18 protein-coding genes are annotated in these 21208 nt (G+C 58.5%); 8 read left to right on the forward strand and 10 right to left on the reverse strand.

From position 1 onward, the window contains the following. Positions 1 to 4: 4 nt before the first annotated feature. The 7 genes from HKD40_RS15445 (at position 5) to HKD40_RS15475 (ending at position 9264) form a co-directional block, all read left to right on the forward strand. Positions 5 to 1294 (forward strand): RsmB/NOP family class I SAM-dependent RNA methyltransferase, encoded by a 1290-nt coding sequence (locus tag HKD40_RS15445; protein WP_169196682.1) that lies wholly within the window; start codon positions 5 to 7, stop codon positions 1292 to 1294. Between the two features lie 68 nt (positions 1295 to 1362). Further along, on the forward strand, positions 1363 to 1848 hold the full coding sequence (locus HKD40_RS15450) for a TspO/MBR family protein (protein ID WP_169196683.1): 486 nt from the start codon (positions 1363 to 1365) through the stop codon (positions 1846 to 1848). A gap of 102 nt (positions 1849 to 1950) precedes the next feature. Then, complete coding sequence (guaA, locus tag HKD40_RS15455; protein ID WP_169196684.1) at positions 1951 to 3519, forward strand: glutamine-hydrolyzing GMP synthase; 1569 nt, start codon at positions 1951 to 1953, stop codon at positions 3517 to 3519. Positions 3520 to 3762: 243 nt separating this feature from the next. Continuing rightward, positions 3763 to 5511, forward strand: a complete 1749-nt coding sequence (locus tag HKD40_RS15460) for a diguanylate cyclase (protein ID WP_169196685.1) — start codon at positions 3763 to 3765, stop codon at positions 5509 to 5511. Positions 5512 to 5603: 92 nt separating this feature from the next. Further along, a complete protein-coding gene (locus HKD40_RS15465) occupies positions 5604 to 6338 on the forward strand; it encodes a tetratricopeptide repeat protein (protein WP_169196686.1) in 735 nt (244 codons plus the stop codon). A gap of 24 nt (positions 6339 to 6362) precedes the next feature. Beyond that, the gene (der, locus tag HKD40_RS15470) at positions 6363 to 7817 is read left to right on the forward strand and encodes a ribosome biogenesis GTPase Der (RefSeq protein ID WP_169196687.1); all 1455 of its coding nucleotides are present in this window, start codon (positions 6363 to 6365) and stop codon (positions 7815 to 7817) included. Positions 7818 to 7977: 160 nt separating this feature from the next. After that, entirely contained in the window at positions 7978 to 9264 is a 1287-nt protein-coding gene (locus HKD40_RS15475) for a hemolysin family protein (RefSeq protein ID WP_169196688.1), read from the forward strand. Between the two features lie 75 nt (positions 9265 to 9339). Here the strand turns inward: HKD40_RS15475 and HKD40_RS15480 are convergent, their stop codons facing one another. From HKD40_RS15480 to HKD40_RS15525, 10 genes are all read right to left on the reverse strand, one after another. Next, the gene (locus HKD40_RS15480; RefSeq protein WP_169196689.1) at positions 9340 to 10074 is read right to left on the reverse strand and encodes an SDR family NAD(P)-dependent oxidoreductase; all 735 of its coding nucleotides are present in this window, start codon (positions 10072 to 10074) and stop codon (positions 9340 to 9342) included. Further along, positions 10074 to 11564 (reverse strand): amidophosphoribosyltransferase, encoded by a 1491-nt coding sequence (gene purF, locus HKD40_RS15485; protein ID WP_169196690.1) that lies wholly within the window; start codon positions 11562 to 11564, stop codon positions 10074 to 10076. Before purF ends, HKD40_RS15480 begins: the two co-directional genes overlap by 1 nt. A gap of 151 nt (positions 11565 to 11715) precedes the next feature. Beyond that, positions 11716 to 12354: a CvpA family protein gene (locus HKD40_RS15490; protein WP_169196691.1), complete on the reverse strand. Its 639-nt coding sequence runs from the start codon at positions 12352 to 12354 to the stop codon at positions 11716 to 11718. Between the two features lie 116 nt (positions 12355 to 12470). Next, positions 12471 to 13877: a DNA repair protein RadA gene (gene radA / locus HKD40_RS15495; protein ID WP_169196692.1), complete on the reverse strand. Its 1407-nt coding sequence runs from the start codon at positions 13875 to 13877 to the stop codon at positions 12471 to 12473. Between the two features lie 207 nt (positions 13878 to 14084). After that, positions 14085 to 15242, reverse strand: a complete 1158-nt coding sequence (gene alr, locus HKD40_RS15500; RefSeq protein WP_169196693.1) for an alanine racemase — start codon at positions 15240 to 15242, stop codon at positions 14085 to 14087. A gap of 2 nt (positions 15243 to 15244) precedes the next feature. Beyond that, positions 15245 to 16732: a replicative DNA helicase gene (locus HKD40_RS15505; RefSeq protein WP_169196694.1), complete on the reverse strand. Its 1488-nt coding sequence runs from the start codon at positions 16730 to 16732 to the stop codon at positions 15245 to 15247. Positions 16733 to 16969: 237 nt separating this feature from the next. Then, positions 16970 to 17536 (reverse strand): 50S ribosomal protein L9, encoded by a 567-nt coding sequence (rplI, locus tag HKD40_RS15510; RefSeq protein ID WP_169196695.1) that lies wholly within the window; start codon positions 17534 to 17536, stop codon positions 16970 to 16972. 97 nt (positions 17537 to 17633) lie between these two features. Then, positions 17634 to 17882, reverse strand: a complete 249-nt coding sequence (gene rpsR, locus HKD40_RS15515; protein ID WP_182395940.1) for a 30S ribosomal protein S18 — start codon at positions 17880 to 17882, stop codon at positions 17634 to 17636. A 25-nt stretch (positions 17883 to 17907) separates the two neighbouring features. Then, entirely contained in the window at positions 17908 to 18306 is a 399-nt protein-coding gene (gene rpsF, locus HKD40_RS15520; protein ID WP_169196697.1) for a 30S ribosomal protein S6, read from the reverse strand. Between the two features lie 315 nt (positions 18307 to 18621). After that, complete coding sequence (locus tag HKD40_RS15525) at positions 18622 to 20010, reverse strand: GGDEF domain-containing protein (protein ID WP_169196698.1); 1389 nt, start codon at positions 20008 to 20010, stop codon at positions 18622 to 18624. 240 nt (positions 20011 to 20250) lie between these two features. Here HKD40_RS15525 and fabD point away from each other — a divergent pair, with 240 nt between their 5' ends. Then, positions 20251 to 21201 carry an ACP S-malonyltransferase gene (fabD, locus tag HKD40_RS15530; protein WP_169196699.1) on the forward strand — a complete coding sequence of 317 codons (951 nt, stop codon included), beginning with the start codon at positions 20251 to 20253 and terminating at the stop codon, positions 21199 to 21201. The last annotated feature ends 7 nt before the right edge of the window (positions 21202 to 21208 follow it).

Raw genomic sequence — 21208 nt, forward strand, 5'->3', positions numbered from 1 at the left:
GTCCATGCGTCTTCCCGGCCGTATCGCCGCCGCCATTGTAGTTCTGTCCGATGTGGAGCAGCGCAAGCGCCCGGTTTCAGAAGCGCTCAAGGCTTGGGGTATCAACAACCGTTTCGCTGGCGCAGGTGACCGCGCCGCTATCGGCAATATCGTCTACGACGCATTGCGTTCGCGGTCCTCACTCGCGGCTGCCATGGGCGCAGACACCCCGCGCGCCCTTGTGTTGGGCGTTATCCTGCGAGGCTGGGGCGAAAGCCCGGAGGCGCTCAACGAGCTGTTTGCTGCGGATAGCCATGCGCCAGAAGCGCTGAGCGCTGAAGAAATCGCTGGCGCGACCGCCGATCTTTCGAGCGCGCCGGAACACGTCCAGGCCGATTTGCCCGAATGGCTCGTACCGTCACTCAAGCGCGCTTTTGGCGATGATTTTATTGCCGAAGGTCATGCCATGACTGGCCGTCCGTCGCTCGATATTCGTGCCAACGCGCTGAAGGCGACATCGCAAAAGGTCGCAAAATCGCTGGCGCGTTTTACCCCTGAAGAAACAGCTATTGCGCCATTCGGTCTGACCATGCCGGCCGGTCCACGCGATGCGCGGACGCCCAATGTCACAACCGACGAAGGCTACCTTAAGGGTTGGTTTGAAGTTCAAGATCAGGGCAGCCAGATCGTTTCGGCTTTGGCTGGCGCCAAGGAAGGCGAACAGGTTCTCGATCTTTGCGCTGGGGCAGGGGGCAAGACCCTCGCGCTGGCCGCGACCATGGGCAACACCGGGCAGATCTTCGCCTATGACAGCGACCGCTCGCGTCTGGCGCCGATCTATGACCGCCTCAAGCGCAATGGCGTGCGCAACGCACAGGTTCGCGCTCCGAACCCTGGCGCGCTCGACGAGTTGATCGGCAAGATCGACCGCGTCGTTGTTGATGCGCCCTGCACCGGTACGGGTACTTGGCGCCGTCGCCCAGACACCAAGTGGAAGCTCACTCCAGAGCTGATCGCTTTGCGTCAGTCTGAACAGGCTGCCCTCTTGGAACAAGCTCTGACCTTCCTGAAGGTGGGCGGAACGTTGGTTTATATTACCTGCTCCGTTCTCCCCGAGGAGAACGATGATCAAGTCGTTGATTTCGTTAAGAGCCACGCCAATGTCGAAACCGTCCCGATGGCAACAGCTTGGCGCAAGGCTTTGATCTCGGACTTGCCTGAAGGTTTGGAGACCCCAGCCGGTGGCTTGATGCTAACGCCAGCACGCACCAACACCGACGGTTTCTACATCCACCTGCTGCGCAAAAAGGCATAAACCGCCCTCCGCATTGAACTTTAGGACAAACTCGGCGTTCTCCTCCCAAATGGGCCTGGAGAACGCTAATGTCCGCCGCGACAACTGACTACCGCACGCCACAATCCTGGATTGTCCTCGCTGTCTTCATCGTCGCTGTCGTGGGGATCGGTAGCTTTATCGGCACCCAAACCCCTCCCGGTCCTTGGTTCGAGAGCTTGGCTAAGCCCTCGTGGAACCCGCCGGGTGCAGTGTTTGCCCCCGTCTGGACCATACTTTATGTCATGATCGCTATCGCTGGTTGGCGCGTGGTTATGGACAATCCAAAATCCAAATCCATGATGCTGTGGTATGCCCAGATGGTGCTGAACTTTCTGTGGTCGCCCGTGTGGTTCGGGGCGGAAATGCCGTGGCTCGCCTTCGGCATTATTGTGGTGCTCTGGGTAACAATCGTTGCCTTCATTTTAACCGTGCGCCATCGCGATACGCTCGCGGCGTGGCTGTTTGTGCCCTATCTGGCGTGGGTGAGTTTTGCGACTGTCCTCTGCGGCACAATCGCCGCGATGAACAGCTAAGCCTTGTGAAACTGAGGGAGCGATCCGCTCCCTCGATTTTGCAACGCAAGTCTGCGCATCACTGGTCTTGCGGAATCCCGAAACTGGCTGTAAAGCCCGGCCATGCAGCACCCAGACACCGCCCCCACCGACACCATCCTCATTGTCGACTATGGCTCGCAGGTCACCCAGCTGATCGCGCGTCGTATCCGCGAGACTGGTGTTTACTGCGAAATCCACCCGTTCCAGTCCGCTGACGCCGCCTTTGCGGCGATGAACCCCAAAGGCGTGATCCTTTCGGGCTCCCCAGCGTCGACGCTCGATGAGAACGCTCCCCACATTCCAGAAGTCATCTTGACCTCTGGCCTGCCAATCTTCGGCATTTGCTACGGTCAGCAGGCCCTCTGCATGGCGCTCGGTGGCAAGGTCGAAGCCGGTCACCACCGTGAATTCGGTCGCGCCGAAGTTGTCGTTTCCAAGCCTAGCGCGCTTTACGAAGGCGTCTGGGATGACGGTGCCGCTCACCAAGTTTGGATGAGCCACGGCGACCGCGTCGTTTCCTTGCCGGAAGGTTTTGAAGTCGTTGGGACGTCGCCGAATGCGCCGTTCGCGATGATTGCGAACGAAGAGAAGAAAATCTGGGGCGTTCAGTTCCACCCTGAAGTGGTTCACACTCCAGATGGCGCTAAGCTCTTCCAGAACTTCGTGCATAAGATTTGCGGCCTCCAGTCCAACTGGACCATGCAGGCTTACCGCCAGAAGATGATCGACAAGATCCGCGAACAGGTCGGTTCCGGTCGCGTTATCTGCGGGCTCTCCGGCGGCGTTGACTCCTCTGTTGCCGCGGTCCTGATCCACGAAGCCATTGGCGATCAGCTCACCTGCATCTACGTCGACCACGGTCTGATGCGTATGAACGAAAGCGAACAGGTCGTGACCATGTTCCGCGATCAGTTCAACATTCCGCTGGTTCACGTCGACGTTTCCGACAAGTTCATTGGCGAACTTGAAGGTCAGGTCGATCCTGAAACCAAGCGCAAGATCATTGGTCGTCTCTTCATCGAAACTTTCGAAGAAGAAGCCAAAAAGCTCGGCGGCGCAGAGTTCCTCGCTCAGGGCACGCTTTATCCAGACGTCATCGAATCCGTGTCGTTCACCGGTGGCCCGTCGGTCACCATCAAGTCGCACCACAATGTGGGTGGCTTGCCAGAACGCATGAACATGAAGCTGGTCGAGCCGCTGCGCGAGCTGTTCAAGGACGAAGTCCGCCAGCTTGGTCGCGATCTCGGTATTCCGGATAGCTTCATTGGCCGTCACCCATTCCCGGGTCCAGGCCTTGCGATCCGTTGCCCGGGCGGCATCACCCGCGAAAAGCTCGACATTCTGCGCAAGGCAGATGCGATCTATCTCGACGAAATCCGCAAGTCTGGTCAGTACGACAAGATTTGGCAGGCATTCGCCGTACTGCTGCCGGTTCAGACCGTTGGCGTGATGGGCGATGGTCGCACCTATGAATTCGTTTGTGCTCTGCGCGCCGTGACCTCGGTCGATGGTATGACGGCTGACTTCTATCAATTCGACATGAATTTCCTCGGCAAGACCGCGACCCGTATCATCAATGAAGTCCGTGGCATCAATCGCGTCGTCTACGACGTGACATCCAAGCCACCCGGCACCATTGAGTGGGAATGATCTCCCGCACCTGATTTGAAAGTGCCGGTAGAGCGATCTACCGGCACTTTTTGTTTGTTGTCGTTGGTTTGCAACTCCGCCTCCGGTCGACGCGTTATTATGGTGCCAATAAGGCAAAAAGTGTCGGTTGGCGTCAGTGCCGGTTGAAGAGTTCCTTTACTGCAGCAGAGTCTGTGATTTCAGATTTGCAGCCGTTTTTGCGACACTCTTTCGACGGCGGGCGCCGATAGGGGGTTAAGCGAAGTGACGAACCATCTCTCCATTGTGTCATTGCAGGCTGGGCCTCCTCCCAACAAGACCGACACGCAGTCCCGCTTACCAGTCGGTGATTTGGCGTCTACTATTGTCTCTGCCTTGCCTTCGCCGGCTGCTGTGTTGAACCGACAGGGTCTAGTCTCGGCGATCAACGCTCAATGGCAGGACGTCAACACTCAGGCTGAAACCACAAGCATTGGAAATTCCTGGCTGAACCTTGTCGAGCCGGGGGATCGCTATGTGGCGCTTTCGTGCTTTTCTGAGGCAGCTGCCAATGCCCGCACCTCGATTGAATTGCGCCTGCTCACCCGGTCTGGATCATCCCGGTGGCATGTGGTCACATTGAGCCCACTGACCGCCGACACCGTGCTCTGCTTGGCCACGGACATCGATGCCATTCGCCGCCGTGAGGCTTTGCTCGAGACGAAAGCGTCGATGCAAACACAGATGCTCGATATCTCGCTCGATTGCATCAAGCTCATCACGCCGGACGGCATGGTCTTGCATATGAACAAGTCTGGTTCTCGCGCGCTGGGGGTGCCAGAAGGCTCATCCTTTGGAATGCCCTGGTTGGATCTTTTGCCCGACGATGTCCGCGAGGCCGGTCGAGCGGCCATTGAAGCTGCGCGCAATAGCAACATTGGTCGTTTCGCGGGTCGAAGCGTCATTCCCGGGCAGGCGCCGCAGCACTGGGACAATAGTTTGACGCCGGTTTTGGATGCCAATGGGCAAACCACTGCGATCCTGGTGGTCTCGCGTGAGGTCACCGCACAGCACATGGCAAATCAATCTCTCAGGCAGAGTGACGAGCGGCTGAGCATGGCAGCCAATGTTGGTGGCCTAGGGATTTGGGACTATGACATTCGCGCCGACAAAATGGTTTGCGATGATAACTGGTATCGCATCGTCGGTCGTGACCCCGCGCAGCCGATCTCGTCGGTGGCCGAATTTGGACCGATGATCCATCCCGAGGATGTGCAGATCGCCACGGAGGTGCGCCACACAGCCGAAGAACTGCTCGCCACAGGTGAAGACTACCGGATCGTCTTCCGCGTGGTGCATCCAGACGGTGAAGTCCGTTGGGTGCGCTCGGCAGCGGCGATACAAACGCAAGACGGGCAGGCGGTGCGGGCGACCGGGTTCATGGTTGATGTCACTGAGAGCGTGTTGCGGGAGCAGGCCCTGCAGGAGCAAAATCAGCGTTTGCTGATTGAGCGCGAATCTCTGGCGCTGTTGAGTTCTCAAGATGCGCTAACGGGCGTTGCCAACCGTCGTGAACTTGATGATCGGCTCGGTAAGCTCTGGGCGGACGCCAAATCGACCGGAATTCCATTGGCGATTGTTATGGTCGATGTCGACCACTTCAAAGAATTCAACGACCATTATGGCCACCTAGCGGGAGACGCTGTACTCAAGCGGGTAGCCGAAGCACTGCTCTCGCTGACCCGGAGCACGGACCTTGTCGCCCGTTACGGGGGCGAAGAGTTTTTGATGGCTCTACCGGGCGTTATTCGGCCTGTTACTGTGCTCAACCGCATCAACGAAGTGGTCCGCGAGTTGGATGTCAATCACATCTCCTCGCACACAGGGCGCCTAACAGTTAGCGCCGGATGCGCCGTTGGAGAGAATGTTGAAGGATATGTCGAACACTTAATCGCGCGGGCCGATGAGGCGCTTTATCAAGCCAAACAGCAGGGCCGCGACAGATATGTGATCAACACCGCGGGGGAAGCCTAGAATAGTCCAACGAGACGCAGCCTATGGATGTTTGCAATCCGGGGACCTCATGCTAAAGCTGCCGGGAAATTTCGAACCAATTCAGGTTGCCAATGTCTCAGGACAATATCTTCCGCGAAATCGATGAAGAACTGCGCACAGACCGTATTCGGTCCATGTGGAAGCGGTATGCTCCTTTTGTCATTGGCGGTGCCGTCGCGATCGTCGCTCTGGTAGCGGTCAACGAAGGGTGGAGCTGGTATACGAAATCACAGTCGGCAGCGGCATCAGAAGAACTCTATTTGGCCTATGATGCGGCCGAAAACGGTGATCTTGAAGCGGCTCGCGCTCAGCTCGAAGCCATCTCGGCTAAGGGCGGCGGCTACGCTGTTTTGGCGCAGTTCCGCGCTGCAGCACTTCTGGGCGAACAGGGCGACTCGACAGCCGCCGTTGCCGCCTATGATGGTGTCGCCAACACCCAGTCCAACCCGCGCCTGCGTGAGCTGGCTCTCTTGTCGGCCGCTCAATTGCTGGTCGACACGGGCACCCTGGCCGATGTTGAAGCGCGCATTGCAACGCTGGCAACTGACGACAATCCACTGCGCCGTGTGGCGCGCGAACTGCTGGGCCTGGCTCAGTATAAGGCTGGCGAAGGCGAAGCGGCTCAGGCCAGCTTCGAAGCGGTTCTGAATGATCCGCTCGCTGCTCAGTCTACGCGCAGCCGCATGTCGTTCTATCTTGCACAAATGCTCTCGGAAGGCGTTGTCACTGCTGACGCGCCTGCCGCTGATGAGGCTCCAGCCGCTGACGAAGCGCCTGCGGCTGAAGAAGCCCCGGCAGCTGAATAACATACCCCTTGAAGGGACGCCGCCATGACGGTTACCGTTGCCATTGTCGGCCGCCCAAACGTAGGCAAGTCGACCCTATTCAACCGGCTCGTTGGTCGTAAGATCGCGCTGGTTGACGACACCCCCGGCGTCACGCGTGACCGCCGTGAAGCTGAAGGTCATATTGCCGATCTTACCTTCCGTGTTCTTGACACGGCAGGTTATGAAGACGTTCGTGACGGCAGCCTAGAAGATCGCATGCGCCAGCAGACTGAGCTGGCAATCAATGAAGCCGACGTCATTCTGTTCATGATCGACGCGCGCGCTGGCGTTGTGCCGCTCGACGAACGCTTTGCGCAGGTTCTGCGTAAGGCGGGCAAGCATGTTCACCTCGTGGGCAACAAGGCCGAAGCCAAGGCTTCGGAGCATGGCCTCGTGGAAGCGTTCAAGCTCGGCTTTGGCGAGCCGATCGCGCTTTCGGCAGAACATGGTCTTGGTCTTTCTGAACTCTACTCCATCGTTTCGGCTGCCATTGATAAGGCTGCTGAAAAGAAGGCGCAGGAAGAAGCTGACGCTGCAGCTGGCGAGCAGTCCGATCTCGACTTCCTGCCTGAAGTTGACGTCGATATCACTCCCGACATGCTCGAAGGCGAAGGCGACGACGCAACACTGCGTTGGAACCCGAAGCGCTATTTGAACGTCGCCATCGTCGGTCGCCCGAATGCGGGTAAGTCGACTTTGGTCAACCGCATGGTTGGCGAAGAACGCGTTCTGGTCGGCCCGGAAGCCGGCATCACCCGCGACAGCATTCTCGTTCCATGGGAATGGGAAGGCCGCACGATCAACCTCGTTGATACTGCTGGTATTCGTCGTCGTTCGCGCGTTCAGGAAAAGCTTGAGAAGCTGGCCGTGGGCGACAGCCTGCGCTCGCTGCAATACGCGGAAGTCGTTGTGCTTATGCTAGACGCGACAATTCCGTTTGAAAAGCAGGATTTGGCTCTGGCCGATCTTGTGGAACGTGAAGGCCGCGCCATGGTCATCGCGCTCAACAAGTGGGACCTGATCGAAGACAAGAACAAGACGCTCACCGAGCTGCGTGAAGAATGCGAACGCCTGCTGCCGCAGGTGCGCGGTATTCCGCTCGTGACGCTTTCTGGCCTCACCGGCAAGAATATCGACCGTCTGATGGAAGCGATTTTCGAGGTGGAGCGTTCCTGGAATGCTCACGTTTCGACCTCGCGCCTCAACCGTTGGCTTTCGGGCATGATCGAGAGCCATCCACCTCCGGCAGTTGCTGGTCGTCGTCTCAAGATGCGTTACATGACGCAGGCCAAGACCCGTCCGCCTTCGTACATCATTTTCGCTTCGCGTCCCGAAGTCGTCCCGATGAGCTATCAACGCTATCTTGTGAACGGCCTTCGTGAAGCCTTTGGTATTAAGGGATCGCCTATCCGTATTTGGCTACGCGGCGGCAAAAACCCCTACGCGCCAAAAGACTAAGCGTTTCGGTTCGGAGCTAGCTCCAAAAGTAAAGAGGGGGACGAGGGATTGTAAGGCAAACTTACTCCCTCGCCCCCTATTCACATCTGAACCGTGATCCCTATACTGGCGCGGTCGTAACAGCCCGTCATTGGTCACGGCCTGCCAATTTTGCACTTTGTTGCTTACAGAGATCCTCATCGTCGTCGTTCTGATTCTCGTGAACGGCGCCTTGGCCATGTCAGAACTGGCCGTCGTTTCTTCCCGTCCCGCGCGCCTCAAGGTCATGGCTGACCAAGGCAATAAAGGCGCAGCTACCGCGATGCGTCTCGCGGAAGAGCCTGGGAAGTTCCTTTCATCCGTCCAGATCGGTATTACGCTGGTCGGCATCCTTTCGGGTGCCTTCTCCGGTGCAACGCTCGGTGCGCGCTTAACCGTCTGGCTTTACTCCGTTGGCGTGCCGACCAACATCGCCGATGTCGCTGGTGTTGGTGTCGTTGTCGTCCTGATCACCTACGGCTCGCTGATTTTGGGTGAGTTGGTGCCCAAGCAAGTGGCGCTGCGTAATCCCGAACTGGTCGCGTCGCGCGTCGCCCAGCCCATGTATATCTTGGCTAAGGTCGGTACGCCGATCGTTTGGCTCCTCGATATTTCGGGCAAGCTGGTGCTGCGCCTGCTCGGTCAGAGCGGTCAGAGCGAAGAAGTTGTGACGGAAGAAGAAGTCCGCACAATCATCGCTGAAGCGACCACTGCCGGTGTTCTTGAAACCGAAGAGCATTCGATGATTTCGGGCGTTATGCGCCTCGCGGATCGTTCTGCTCGCGGCATCATGACCCCACGTCCTGACGTGGTGACGATCGATATTCGCGACCCGTACGAGGTCAGCTTGCAGACGATTCTGTCGACGAACCACACCAAGGTCCTCGTTGCCGATGGCGACGAAGATTCGATCATGGGTGTGATCTCGCTCTCAGACCTGCTGCCTGCAATGGCGACCGGACAGCAGCCCGATCTGCGCAAGCTCGTGCGCTCGATGCCAGTGGTCATGGAACACGCTGATGCCTTCGACGTCGTGGAGGCTATCCGTAACTCTTCGGCCCAAATGGCGCTCGTTGTCGACGAATATGGTCACTTTGAAGGTATCGTCACCTATGGCGATATTCTCGAAGTCATTACAGGCGTTTACAACGAAGAGCCGGGCGACGAACCCGCTATCGCTCAGCGCGATGACGGCTCGTGGCTGGTTGCCGGTTGGATGCCTGTCGATGACCTGTCGGAGCGCTTCAAGCTCAACATCCCCAAGGATGCGCGCTACGAAACCCTCGCCGGTTACATCCTCTCGATACTCAATCACCTGCCAAAGCTGGGTGAGAGTTTTGAACGGGACGGTTGGCGGTTTGAGGTGATCGACCTTGATGGTCACCGCATCGATAAGGTGCTGGTGACAGCGGTCGCCCCCGCGGCTTGAGACGATCAAACAGAATAAGAAAAGGGCCCGTACCGGAATGGTGCGGGCCCTTTTGAGTTGCAGTGTCTGCTGCGATTAGATCGCTTCGAATGCCTTGGTTTCGATATTGAAAACCTTGCCGTTTTCCGTGACCGAGGCGCTCAGCAGATCGACAATTGCCGGAGCAATGTCAGACGGTTGGGGCAGGGTGTTTGCATCTTCGCCCGGCATAGCCTTGGCGCGCATCGCTGTGCGGACAGCACCCGGATAGAACACATTGGCGCGCACATTGGTGGTGCTGATTTCACCCGAATACGACTTCACCAGCGCCTCAAGTGCAGCCTTGCTGGCTGCATAAAGGCCCCAGAAAGGCTTTGCGGAGCGCGCTGACGAGGAAGAGACGAAAACCGCACGACCGGCATCGGCCTGGCGCAAAAGGACGTCCAGCGAGCGCAGCAGGCGATAATTGGCAGTGACGTTGACCGAGAAGACCTTGTCGAACTCGTCTGGCTTTAAATGCGCTACCGGGCTCAACACGCCTAGAAGGCCCGCATTGGCAACGAGACCGTCCAGCTTGCCCCAGCGCTCGTATATGGCCGCGCCAATGCGATCAATGGCGTCGCCATCGCGCAGGTCGAGCGGAACGAGGGTCGTTGAGCCGCCAATCGCCTGAATGGCGTCGTCTAGCTCTTCAAGGCCGCCCACCGTGCGGGCGATGGCAATAACATGTGCGCCGCGTCGAGCAGCCTCGAGGGCAGTGGCGTAGCCAATGCCGCGCGAGGCCCCGGTGACGACAATGACCTTGCCAGCAAGTTCAGTATTCTCAGACATTAACCAGCCACCTTCAGAAGCGAAGCTTTGTGTGGGTCGTGCTTAGACGTACCATTCATGTCCGTCAAAGCCGTTGGGTAATCGCCTGTGAAATAGTGGTCGGTGAACTGTGGAGCTTCTGGGTTCCGCTTTTCGCCACCAACGGCCTCGTACAGGCCATCGATGGAGATGAACTCCAGCGAATCCGCGCCGATGAATTCACACATCTGCTGCAGTGTTTCGTACTGATTGGCGATCAGCGTTTCTGGGTCCGGAGTGGCAATGCCATAGTAATCCGAGTGATAAATCATCGGGCTCGCCACGCGGAGGTGAACCTCAGTGGCACCCGCATCACGGATCATCTGCACGATTTTGACCGAGGTGGTGCCGCGCACGATAGAATCGTCCACCAGTACGACGCGCTTGCCAGCAATGACTGCGCGGTTGGCCGAATGCTTGAGCTTGACGCCGAACGCACGGATTTGCTGGGTCGGCTCGATAAAGGTGCGGCCCACGTAGTGGTTGCGGATAATGCCAAGTTCGAAGGGAATGCCGCTCTGCTGGGCATAGCCAATCGCAGCTGGGGTACCGCCATCGGGGACGGGCACGACAACGTCGGCGACGACGGGCGCTTCCTTGGCCAGGTTCGCGCCCATGTTTTTGCGGGCTGTATAAACACTACGGCCCGAGACCATGGAGTCCGGGCGCGCGAAATAGACATATTCAAAGAGGCACGGGCGTTCCGGCTGGGTATCGCGCGGCTTGCGGGCGTCGATGGTCACAGTGCCATCGGGCTGCAATTCGCAGATGATCACTTCGCCATTTTCGACGTCGCGGACATAGGTCGCGCCGATGATGTCGAGGGCGCAAGTCTCAGAGGCAAAGATTGGTTTGCCGTCGAGATCGCCCATGACCAGCGGGCGAATGCCGACCGGGTCACGCGCGGCCATCAGCTTGGTGCGGGTCAGCGCCAACATGGCGTAGCCGCCTTCCATCTGGCGAACGGCATCGATGAAGCGGTCGGTCGAGGAGGTCTGGCGGGAGCGGGCGATGAGGTGGAGAACGACTTCAGTGTCGGAGGTCGACTGGCAGATTGCGCCGGTCGCGATGATCTGGCGACGCAGGGTCAAGCCATTGGTGAAATTGCCATTGTGGGCAACGGCAATGCCACCGGCATCAAGTTCTGCAAAGAGTGGCTGAACATTGCGCAGGGCAACTTCGCCAGTGGTGGAATAGCGGGTGTGGCCGATGGCCATGGGGCCGGGGAGACCGGCGAGAACGGCTGGGTCGGTATAGTGATCACCCACGAGGCCCATGCGTTTTTCCTGATGGAAACGCTCGCCGTCGAAGGAAACGATACCGGCCGCTTCTTGGCCGCGGTGCTGGAGAGCATGCAAGCCGAGCGCCGTCAGGGTGGCAGCTTCAGGGTGTCCTAAAATGCCAAACACCCCGCACTCTTCATGCAGGGTGTCTCCATCAAGGTCGAAAGCGTCATCTGCGAGATGGGTCACCTTGGGTCTCCTTGCAGTTGGACCGAGCTATTCCATAACAGGAATGGGGCTCGTTTACGCCAGCTGTTGAGCCCCGCCAATAGCCCATTTTGCTATGGCTAGCAAAATGACAGTTTCGTTCGCCCGCCTAAGCGGTTGAGGCGAATGATTCTTAGTTCTGCGGTGTCGCTGGCAATGTGGTGATTGACGGCGAAGCGGCTGGCGCAGGCGCGACAGTGCCATTGCCGACAGCTTCGGGTGGAAGAGCCACAGGCGCTTCCGTATCGTCGGTCAGATTGCCGCCGCCGCCACGCAGAATGTCGGTGACCTGAGCTTCAAGCCCATCTGGCAGCATGGAAATCAGGGTGGTGCCCATGTTTTGCAGATGTGGGCGAGTCTGAGCCTTGTCGGCCCATTCCGGCAGGTTTGTTCCCAAGAGCCACACACCGAAGATGGTGATGACAATCGAAATCAGAATGCCGCGCAACACGCCAAAGACGAAGCCAAGCGTACGGTCGATCGGCCCAATGCGGCTATCGATGACAAAGTCAGCAATGCGCATGGTCAAAAGGTGGAGCACAATCAACGAGATGATGAAGCTCAGGACAACTGTGGCAATGTCCGCGACAACCGGCTCAGCAATGTAGCCGCGCGCGATTTCGGGGTGGTACTGCCACATATAGACAGCGATAGCGGCAGAGCCAGCCCATGTCGCCAGCGAGAGAACCTCGCGTGTAAGGCCTCGTGCGGTCGCTAAAATAGCGGAAATGAGCACCAGTACACCAACACCAACGTCAAATGCAGTTAGCATATGTTCTCGCCTACTTGTCCGAGCCGACAGTCAATTGAGGCAGCTTTAACGGAGTTAGTAGGGCCTGCCAAGGCTGTGTAAAAGCCAGCATGCAAAAGTCCACGAAAACCGTTTGTTTACCATCCCTCCGCCTCTGGCTCGGGAATGGCACGCTGCCCCTTGGCTGCAATGGCGCTCACCATGTCGGCCAATTGCGCATATTCAGTGACCATGAGGTTTTTGCTCTTATCGGCCTTGCCCAATTTGCCTGTCGCAACGGAGCCAAACCCCAGCTTTTCTGCCTCTCTCAGGCGTAGTCCAGCATGGGAAACCGGGCGGACGCCGCCCGCCAAAGAGATCTCGCCAAAATAGGCAGCGTCTTGCGGAAGGGGGGAATTGGTGAGGGAAGAAATAAGCGCTGCGGCGACGGCGAGGTCAGCAGCAGGCTCGTTGATTTTGAGGCCACCCGCGACGTTGAGATAGATGTCATTGGCGCCGATACGGACGCCGCAGCGGGTTTCGAGAACCGCTAACACCATGGAAAGACGTTGCGAATCCCAGCCAACGACAGCGCGGCGTGGGGTGCCGAGGGGGGAGGGCGCGACGAGCGCTTGGATTTCGATGAGCAGGGGGCGGGTGCCCTCCATGCCAGCAAAGACAGCTGAACCGGCGGAGTTTTTATCGCGCTGATCAAGGAAAAGTGCTGATGGATTAGCGACTTGCTCGAGACCGCCCTGGGTCATGGTGAAGACGCCGATTTCGTCAGTTGCGCCGTAACGGTTTTTCACGCCACGCAAAATGCGGAAGGTGTGGCTGGCGTCGCCTTCAAAATAGAGAACGGCGTCAACCATGTGCTCGACCACGCGGGGCCCGGCAATGGAGCCATCCTTGGTGACGTGGCCAACCAGAACGACAGCAGCGCCAGTTTTCTTGGCGACGCGGGTCAGAGCTTGCGCCGAGGTGCGGACCTGCGTGACGGTGCCGGGAGCGGAATCAACCCGGTCGGTCCATAGGGTCTGGATCGAATCGATGATCACGAGATCGGCTGGCGGGCCCTCTTCGAGAGTGGCGAGGATGATTTCGACATTGGTTTCCGCCGCCAGCAGTACACCTGTGTCCGCAAGGCCAAGTCTTTGAGCACGCAAGCGAACTTGCGCGACCGCTTCTTCACCCGAAACGTAGATAACGCGTTTCCCCTGGCGGGCGAGGGCGGCAGCGGACTGGAGGAGCAGGGTCGATTTCCCGATCCCTGGATCGCCGCCAACGAGGAGGGCCGAGCCTTTGACAAAGCCGCCGCCGGTCACCCGATCGAGTTCGGCAATGCCGCTCACCACACGGGCTGCGCCTTCGGTTTCACCGGCGAGAGACACCAGCGTTGTGGCGCGGCCACCGGCCTTGGCGGATTTGGGGCCCGCACCGACGCCAGAATCGACAACTTCTTCGACAATGGTGTTCCACTCACCACACGCGTCGCACCGCCCCTGCCAACGGCTCGAAACCGCGCCACATGCCTGACACAAGAACGAAGATTTCAGTTTAGCCAAGGTGGGTACTTTCCTCTGGGGCGCGGCTGGGCAGATAGGTGGCTTCTGGCTGGCATTCTCTGGCTTCTCGACGGGCACGCCATTGGCCTTTTGGGGCCTCAGTGCCAACAAAGAAGGGAGCGCCAAAACGGCAAAACCACCTGCTATTGGGCCGGAGCCTAACAGCAAGTGGTTTCAAAAAACAAGAACAAAGGCGGAACTTTGTAATCAGCCCTGTGGGTGGGGCTGAGACGGCTGGCTTGGTGGCAGCGCGCCATCACCAATGTAGATGCGATTATAGCGCCCTTTTAGGGCGGTGAGGATTTCATAGCCGATGGTGCCCGCTGCGTCGGCCTGATCGTCGATTGGAACATTGGCGCCGAGCACTTCAACGCCTTCGCCCGGCGTGGGGAGATCGGAGCCAAGCTCGGTGATGTCGACGATGGTCAGGTCCATCGAGATTTTGCCCACGATCGGGCAGAGGCGACCGCGCACGAACACCTTGCCGCCCGGACGCTGATTGGTGCCTGAGAGGGAGCGGAACAGACCATCGGCATAGCCGTGACCGATGACGGCGAGGCGCGACGGGCGATTGAGCGTATAGGACGCGCCGTAGCCTACGGTTTCACCCGTGCGACCTTCAATGACCGACAGAATCGGAACATGGAGCGTCACGACATTGGCCATTGGGTTCTTGCGACCAGCAACGGCTCGGCCGCCGTAAAGAGAGATGCCGGGGCGAACCATTTGGAAATGGTAGTCGCGGCCGCTCATCAGCCCGGCCGAATTGGCCAGCGAAGCAGGGATGCCGGGGAATTGCTGCATAACCGAGCCAAAGAGCGCCAGCTGGGTGCGGTTCTTCTCGTGGTTCGGTTGATCGGCACAAGCCAAATGGCTCATGATCATCTGCGGGGCAAAGCCGAGCTTTTCGATCTTTTCGCGCACGGCACTGGCTTCACTGAGGCGGAAGCCCAATCGGTTGATGCCGGTGTCGAAATGGAAGGCGGCTGGATAGGCCTCATTGCGTTCGACGCACTTGGCGAGCCATTCCTCGAGCATTGGCATAGAGCCAAGGACGGGCATGAGGTTCTGGCGAATGTAAAGGTTCGCCGCCCCCGGATAGAGCCCGTACAGCACGAAGATATGCGCTTCTGGAACGGCGGCGCGAACTGCCAATCCCTCATCGGGCGTGGCCACGAAGAAGAAGCGCGCGCCAGAGGCGTAAAGCGCCTTGCTCGCAGCTTCCGTCCCGGTGCCATAGGCATCGGCTTTGACGACGGCAGCCGTCAATGCACCCGCGCTCACCTTGTCGAGCGCGCGCCAATTACGGGCAAGAGCGCCCAAATCAATGCTCAGTTGGCCGCCAAGGCCGGAGGTCAGAGTCATACCTATTCCATGCGTTCGGGCAGATAGTCTGCCCGAGCAAGATTACCAAAGCGGGTAAATTGCGCCTCGAAGCTGAGCTGAACAGTGCCGGTGGGGCCGTGACGCTGCTTGGCGACGATAACTTCCGCCTTGCCGTGCACTTGCTCCATTTCCGCCTGCCAAGTCAGGTGTTCGGGCGTCCCCTCTTTGGGCTCCTTGTTCTTGAGATAGTATTCTTCGCGGTACACGAACATTACAACGTCCGCGTCCTGCTCGATAGAACCCGATTCGCGAAGGTCGGAAAGCTGCGGATGCTTGTCATCGCGCGTTTCAACCTGACGGGAGAGCTGGGACAAGGCGATCACTGGGCACTCCAGCTCCTTCGCCATGGCCTTGAGCGTCGTGGTGATTTCCGTCAGTTCCTGCACGCGGTTCTGCTGGGAGGCTTTTGACGAGCCCGAGAGCAGCTGCAAGTAGTCGACGATGAGGAGGTCGAGCCCCTTCTGGCGCTTCAAACGGCGGGCGCGCGCGGCGAGCTGGGCGACCGAGATACCGCCGGTATCGTCGATGTAGAGCGGCACCTTGCTCATCATATTGGACACGTCGACCAGCTTAGCAAACTGCTCGTCGTGAATACGACCGCGGCGAATGTCGGAAGACGAGACTTCCGCCTGCTCGGCCAGAATACGCGTTGCGAGCTGTTCGCTACTCATTTCGAGCGAGAAGAAGCCAACAACACCGCCATTGACGGTTTTCAGATTGCCGTCGGCCTGCACTTCGGCGCGATAGGCGCTGGCGACGTTGTAGGCGATATTGGTCACCAGCGAGGTTTTACCCATCGCCGGACGTCCTGCCAGAACGATCAAGTCGGAGCGCTGAAGGCCACCCATTTGTTTGTCGAGGTCGTGCAGAGCCGTCGCGACACCCGATAGACCACCGTCACGGGCAAAGGCTTCGCCTGCCATCTGGATCGATGCACTCAGCGCGGCGCCAAAGGCCTGGAAGCCACCTTCCGCACGCCCCTTTTCAGCGAGCTGGAAGAGTTCGCCTTCGACCTTTTCGATCTGCTTGGTTGGCGTGGTTTCAATGTCCGCGTCATAGGCGGTCTGCACCATTTCTTCGCCAACCTGGATGAGGCTGCGGCGAATGGCGAGGTCATAGATAGCCTGACCGTAATCAAGCGCGTTCAGAACCGTCGTCGCCTCTGCCGCCAAACGCGACAGATATTGCATCATGGTGACGTCGGGGAGCAGCTGATCGGGCAGGTGGGTTTTGAGCGTCGCCGGCTCCGCAGCCTTACCGGCGCGGATGATTTTACCGGCGAGTTCATAGATCTCGCGGTGAATGGGCTCGTAAAAATGTTCGGCCAGCAGAAAATCGGAAACGCGGTAAAACGCGTCGTTATTGATCAGGATCGCGCCCAGCAGCGCCTGCTCAACATCGACGTTATGCGGTGCGACGCGGAACGATTTTTCTTCTGCTGTGGGATGTAGACGGGCGATCTCAGCCAAAGCGCACTCCTGATGTTCACCGTATCAATGTCAGGCGAGTTTGCAGTGAGTCTGGCTTACGTCCCTAGGGTTAACGTCTCTGACCATGCTCTCGAATAACCCAATGTGAAGACTGGGAACAATGGGGATAACTTAGGTACGAATTTAGCTAAGTCTATGGCCGAACGTGTCAACGGACAAAAGAAAAAGCCGGGCATGAAGCCCGGCTTTTCCAAAGGGGTCGTCGCGTACCGAAGATTAGTCTTCGAAACGGTCGTCCTGTTCTGCGTCCTTCTGGCCAGCAGCGAAATCGCCGTTGTCTTCCAGATCGAACGAGTGAACGGTGACGTCTTCGCCAGCTGCCTGACGCTCAGCTTCGTCAGCCGAACGAGCGATGTTGACGGTGATCTTAACAGCAACGTCCGAGTGCAGGTTCAGCGGAACGGTGTGAACGCCAACGGTCTTGAGAGCGTCTGGCAGATCAACCTGGTTGCGCTGGATAACAAAGCCGTCAGCTGCGAGAGCTTCGACGATGTCACGCGATGCAACCGAACCGTACAGCAGGCCGGTTTCGCCAGCCTGGCGAACCATAACGATGCTGTGGCCGTTGAGGCCTTCAGCAATGCCAGCAGCTGCGGTGCGGCGTTCTTCGTTGCGCTGTTCGATGTGAGCACGCTCAGCTTCGAACTTCTTGCGGTTTGCTTCGGTTGCGCGCAGTGCCTTGCCCTGTGGGAGCAGGAAGTTACGTGCAAAGCCGTCCTTTACGGTGACTTCGTCGCCGATGGTGCCGGTGCGGCCGATGCGTTCGAGCAGAATGACCTTCATGTCATTTATCCTTTTGGCTGTCCCGTTTCCGAGAAACGGTTAGGAGCCGCGGACCATCCGCGACCCCAACAATGAGTTTTCGAAAGACGGTTAGGTCTTACGATACGACGTATGGCATCAGGCCGATGAAGCGCGCGCGCTTGATGGCACGAGCCAGTTCACGCTGCTTCTTCGCCGAAACGGCGGTGATGCGCGAAGGAACGATCTTGCCGCGTTCCGAAACGTAACGGGACAGCAGACGAACGTCCTTGAAGTCGATCTTTGGCGCGCCTTCACCCGAGAATGGGCAGGTCTTACGACGGCGCTGGAACGGACGGCGAGCCTGGGAAGTGGTCAGGTCTTTAATAGACATTGTTCTCGTTCCTTATATCTTAGAAGCGGCGTGGGCGACGTTCGCCCGAGAAGCCACCACGATCACCGCCACGGGCGTTGTCGCGGTCATCACGATCGCGCTTCTGCATCATTGCCGATGGGCCTTCTTCAAGCTCTTCAACAGCGATGGTCATGAAGCGCAGGATGTCTTCATTGATGCGCATCTGGCGTTCCATTTCAGCAACGGCAGCCGGAGTGGCGTCGATGTTGAGCAGGGTGTAGTGAGCCTTGCGGTTCTTCTTGATACGGTACGCGAGACCCTTGAGGCCCCAGTATTCGTTCTTGGTGACCTTGCCACCGTTCTGGCCGAGGATTTCGGTCAGCGCAGCGGTCAGTTCTTCAACCTGCTGCTGAGAAACGTCCTGGCGAGCCAGGTAAATGTGTTCGTAAAGGGCCATGGATGCGCCTTCCTTTGGATTTGAACCAAGCATTCTTCTGGCGCGGAGCCCCTTCGAAGCCGGAAAGGCATCAAAGCAGTCTTGCAAAGAGCGGGAACACGGGAGGCCGGACTTTTTGACGGTCCTATCTTGTCCTTATGGGCAAGAGCCCAAACGGCAAAACCCTCCGTTCAGCCCCCGGCCAAACGAATTGCTGGGTGGGCTATAGGAGGTTCATGGGGGAATATCAAGCAGAAACGCTGTGGTTTGGGTCTGCGGCGACAGCTTTGTGACGGGGAGCAGTAGCCGCTTTTGCCCCCCGGCGCTGTCGCTGAATTAGCGGTTGTGACGCCGGTCGGGAACAGGGGAGTTGACCATCTGCTTGATCTCTTCGGTGAAGGCGACCACGCGGTCACGCCCAGTGCGCTTGGCGAGATAGAGGGCGTTATCGGCACGACGCAGCATTTCAACGCTGTCAGCGCCAGGGCCGAATTCGGCGACGCCAAAGCTCATGGTGAAGGGCACGGGTTTCTCGACCGCGTCAAACACCTCTACGCCCAACAGACGTTTGCGAATGCTCTCAGCATGGCGCACGGCATTTTCCAAAGTGCCGTTGATAACGATGGCAAATTCTTCGCCCCCGATTCGTCCTGCGCCTTCGTTGCGGCCCAGGCCCTCGCGCAGCTCGAAGCCGACGTTGCGCAACACGTCATCACCGACATTGTGGCCGAAGGTGTCGTTGATGGTTTTGAAGTGGTCGATATCGCCCATGATTAGGCAGAACGGGGTGGCGCGATAAACGGCATTATTGAGGACTTCGATCGTGCCGCCACGATTGAGGAGGCCTGTGAGCGAATCTTGGTTGGCAAGCTGCTCTAGATTGTGGTGGGCGGTGCGCCAGCCGGAATTGATGATGGTGATGGCCAGAGTGCCAATCGCGATCATGGCGATAGACAGGCGGAAGGAGGTCAGTGCGTCCGCATCGGTGAGGTCATAGCCAAGATCGATACCGCCGAGGGGAGCTGCGATCAGCATAAAGGTAATAATGATCGCGCTGATTGCGGCGGCGGCAAAGGCGCGGAACACAATCGCGCACCAGATTAGGCCCGGAATGACGTAATTGGGCGAGCCGGGCCCGCCAATGAGCACCATGAAGCCAACGAGCAGGAACGCGCAGGCGAGCGCTGCATATTGATTATTGCGTTGGTTCGCATTGGCCGAAAAGAAGCGGAGGCGGCGCGTCGTGCCAATGTTGGCGGCCAGCAGTACGGGCAGATAGATAGCGTAATTGACCAGCTCGGCCGCGAGCCACACCATAAAGGAGTGGGAGGCATCCATATTAAAGTGCGTCGGGCCAATGATTGCCCCTGCCATCGCTGTGGCGACGGAGGCGCAGGTCATAATGAAGATGATGATGATGGCGTCGTCGGGGCGGGCGAGGGTCAAGGTTTCGCGTGTCAGGACACGCGCAAGGGTTGCGCCGACGAGAACGCCCACCATATTCGCCCCATTTAAGATGAGGGCGAGATTGACCGGCGCGCCGGTTGTGAGATCTGCAATCACATAGGCCGCTGCGGCGACAATCCACGTTAGCGCCGTGACGGCTTGTGCGCGCAGGAGCACAAAAGACAGCAAGATCGCGTTCGCTGGCCATATGCTGGCCAAGGAAAAAATCATCCGAGACTGAATGCCGACGTAGCACGCCAGCAAAATAACGATGCCCAAGAATAGGTTATCGAGGACCCAAGGCCTGACGAGAGGGGCGGCACTCAATCTTTTCGATAACCACTGCATAACTTATGGTGCTCTTAAACTTTGTCGTTGCGGAACAGCTCCACGTGGTTCTGTGGGCTTTGGTGATACGCGCGACGCCTTGACTCCGCCGCATGTAGGTTGCAAAGCCCGTTTTACCGGCGACTTACCTTATCGCCACCTTCCAACGAATTCGTTACCGGGGAATTCATAATGTCGAGCACAGCATTCACCTTTCCAGGTCAGGGCAGCCAGGCCGTTGGCATGGGCAAGGACCTCGCTGACGCGTTCCCTGAGGCACGCGCAGTCTTTGAAGAAGTCGATAGCGCGCTGAACGAGAATTTCACCGCCATCATGTTTGAAGGCCCGGAAGACGTACTCCGTCTGACCGAAAATGCCCAGCCAGCACTGATGGCTGTGTCGATGGCCGTTGTCCGCGTGCTGGAAGCCAAGGGCGTCAAGCTTGCCGATCATGCCGCTTTTGTTGCTGGCCATTCGCTGGGCGAATATTCCGCGCTTTGCGCTGCGGGCACCTTCTCCATCGGTGATGCGGCGCGTCTGCTGCGTACCCGTGGTCAGGCGATGCAGAAGGCCGTTCCGGTCGGGCATGGCGCTATGGCCGCTCTGCTGGGCCTTGATCTCGACACCGCACGCGCTGTGGCTGAAGAAGCCGCACAGGGCGACGTCTGTCAGGTCGCAAACGACAATGCGCCAGGGCAGGTGGTTGTCTCTGGCGCCACAGCTGCCATTGAACGCGCGCTGGAACTGGCCAAGGCCAAGGGCGCCAAGCGCGCCCTGTTGCTTCCTGTGAGCGCACCTTTCCACTGCGCGCTGATGCAGCCTGCGGCGGAAGCCATGCAGGCGGCGCTTGCCGACGTGGCGATGCACAATCCAGTTGTCCCCGTGATTTCCAACGTCCTCGCGGCGCCGATCACCGATGCGATTGAGATTCGTCAGCGCCTCGTTGAGCAGGTCACCGGCGTTGTTCGCTGGACCGAGAGCGTCACCTGGTTGGCCAATGAAGGCGGCGTAACCAAGCTGGTGGAAGCCGGTGCGGGCAAGGTGCTTACAGGCCTGGCCAAGCGCATCGCTCCGGAGCTGGCAGCACAGGCTATCAACACTCCAGCCGATATCGACGCATTCGTCGCCTCGCTGAACGCATAATTTGGGC

Origin of the sequence: Devosia sp. MC1541, from assembly GCF_012847305.1 — a bacterium.
GTDB lineage: Bacteria > Pseudomonadota > Alphaproteobacteria > Rhizobiales > Devosiaceae > Devosia.

Bases quoted from the DNA above. Each gene is read 5' to 3' on its own strand.
- HKD40_RS15450 (WP_169196683.1), top strand. From the start codon at position 1,363: ATGTCCGCCGCGACAACTGACTACCGCACGCCACAATCCTGGATTGTC.
- HKD40_RS15480 (WP_169196689.1), bottom strand. From the start codon at position 10,074: ATGTCTGAGAATACTGAACTTGCTGGCAAGGTCATTGTCGTCACCGGG.
- alr (WP_169196693.1), bottom strand. From the start codon at position 15,242: ATGACTCTGACCTCCGGCCTTGGCGGCCAACTGAGCATTGATTTGGGC.
- HKD40_RS15490 (WP_169196691.1), bottom strand. From the start codon at position 12,354: ATGCTAACTGCATTTGACGTTGGTGTTGGTGTACTGGTGCTCATTTCC.
- der (WP_169196687.1), top strand. From the start codon at position 6,363: ATGACGGTTACCGTTGCCATTGTCGGCCGCCCAAACGTAGGCAAGTCG.
- fabD (WP_169196699.1), top strand. From the start codon at position 20,251: ATGTCGAGCACAGCATTCACCTTTCCAGGTCAGGGCAGCCAGGCCGTT.
- rplI (WP_169196695.1), bottom strand. From the start codon at position 17,536: ATGAAGGTCATTCTGCTCGAACGCATCGGCCGCACCGGCACCATCGGC.
- rpsF (WP_169196697.1), bottom strand. From the start codon at position 18,306: ATGGCCCTTTACGAACACATTTACCTGGCTCGCCAGGACGTTTCTCAG.
- guaA (WP_169196684.1), top strand. From the start codon at position 1,951: ATGCAGCACCCAGACACCGCCCCCACCGACACCATCCTCATTGTCGAC.
- HKD40_RS15465 (WP_169196686.1), top strand. From the start codon at position 5,604: ATGTCTCAGGACAATATCTTCCGCGAAATCGATGAAGAACTGCGCACA.
- HKD40_RS15445 (WP_169196682.1), top strand. From the start codon at position 5: ATGCGTCTTCCCGGCCGTATCGCCGCCGCCATTGTAGTTCTGTCCGAT.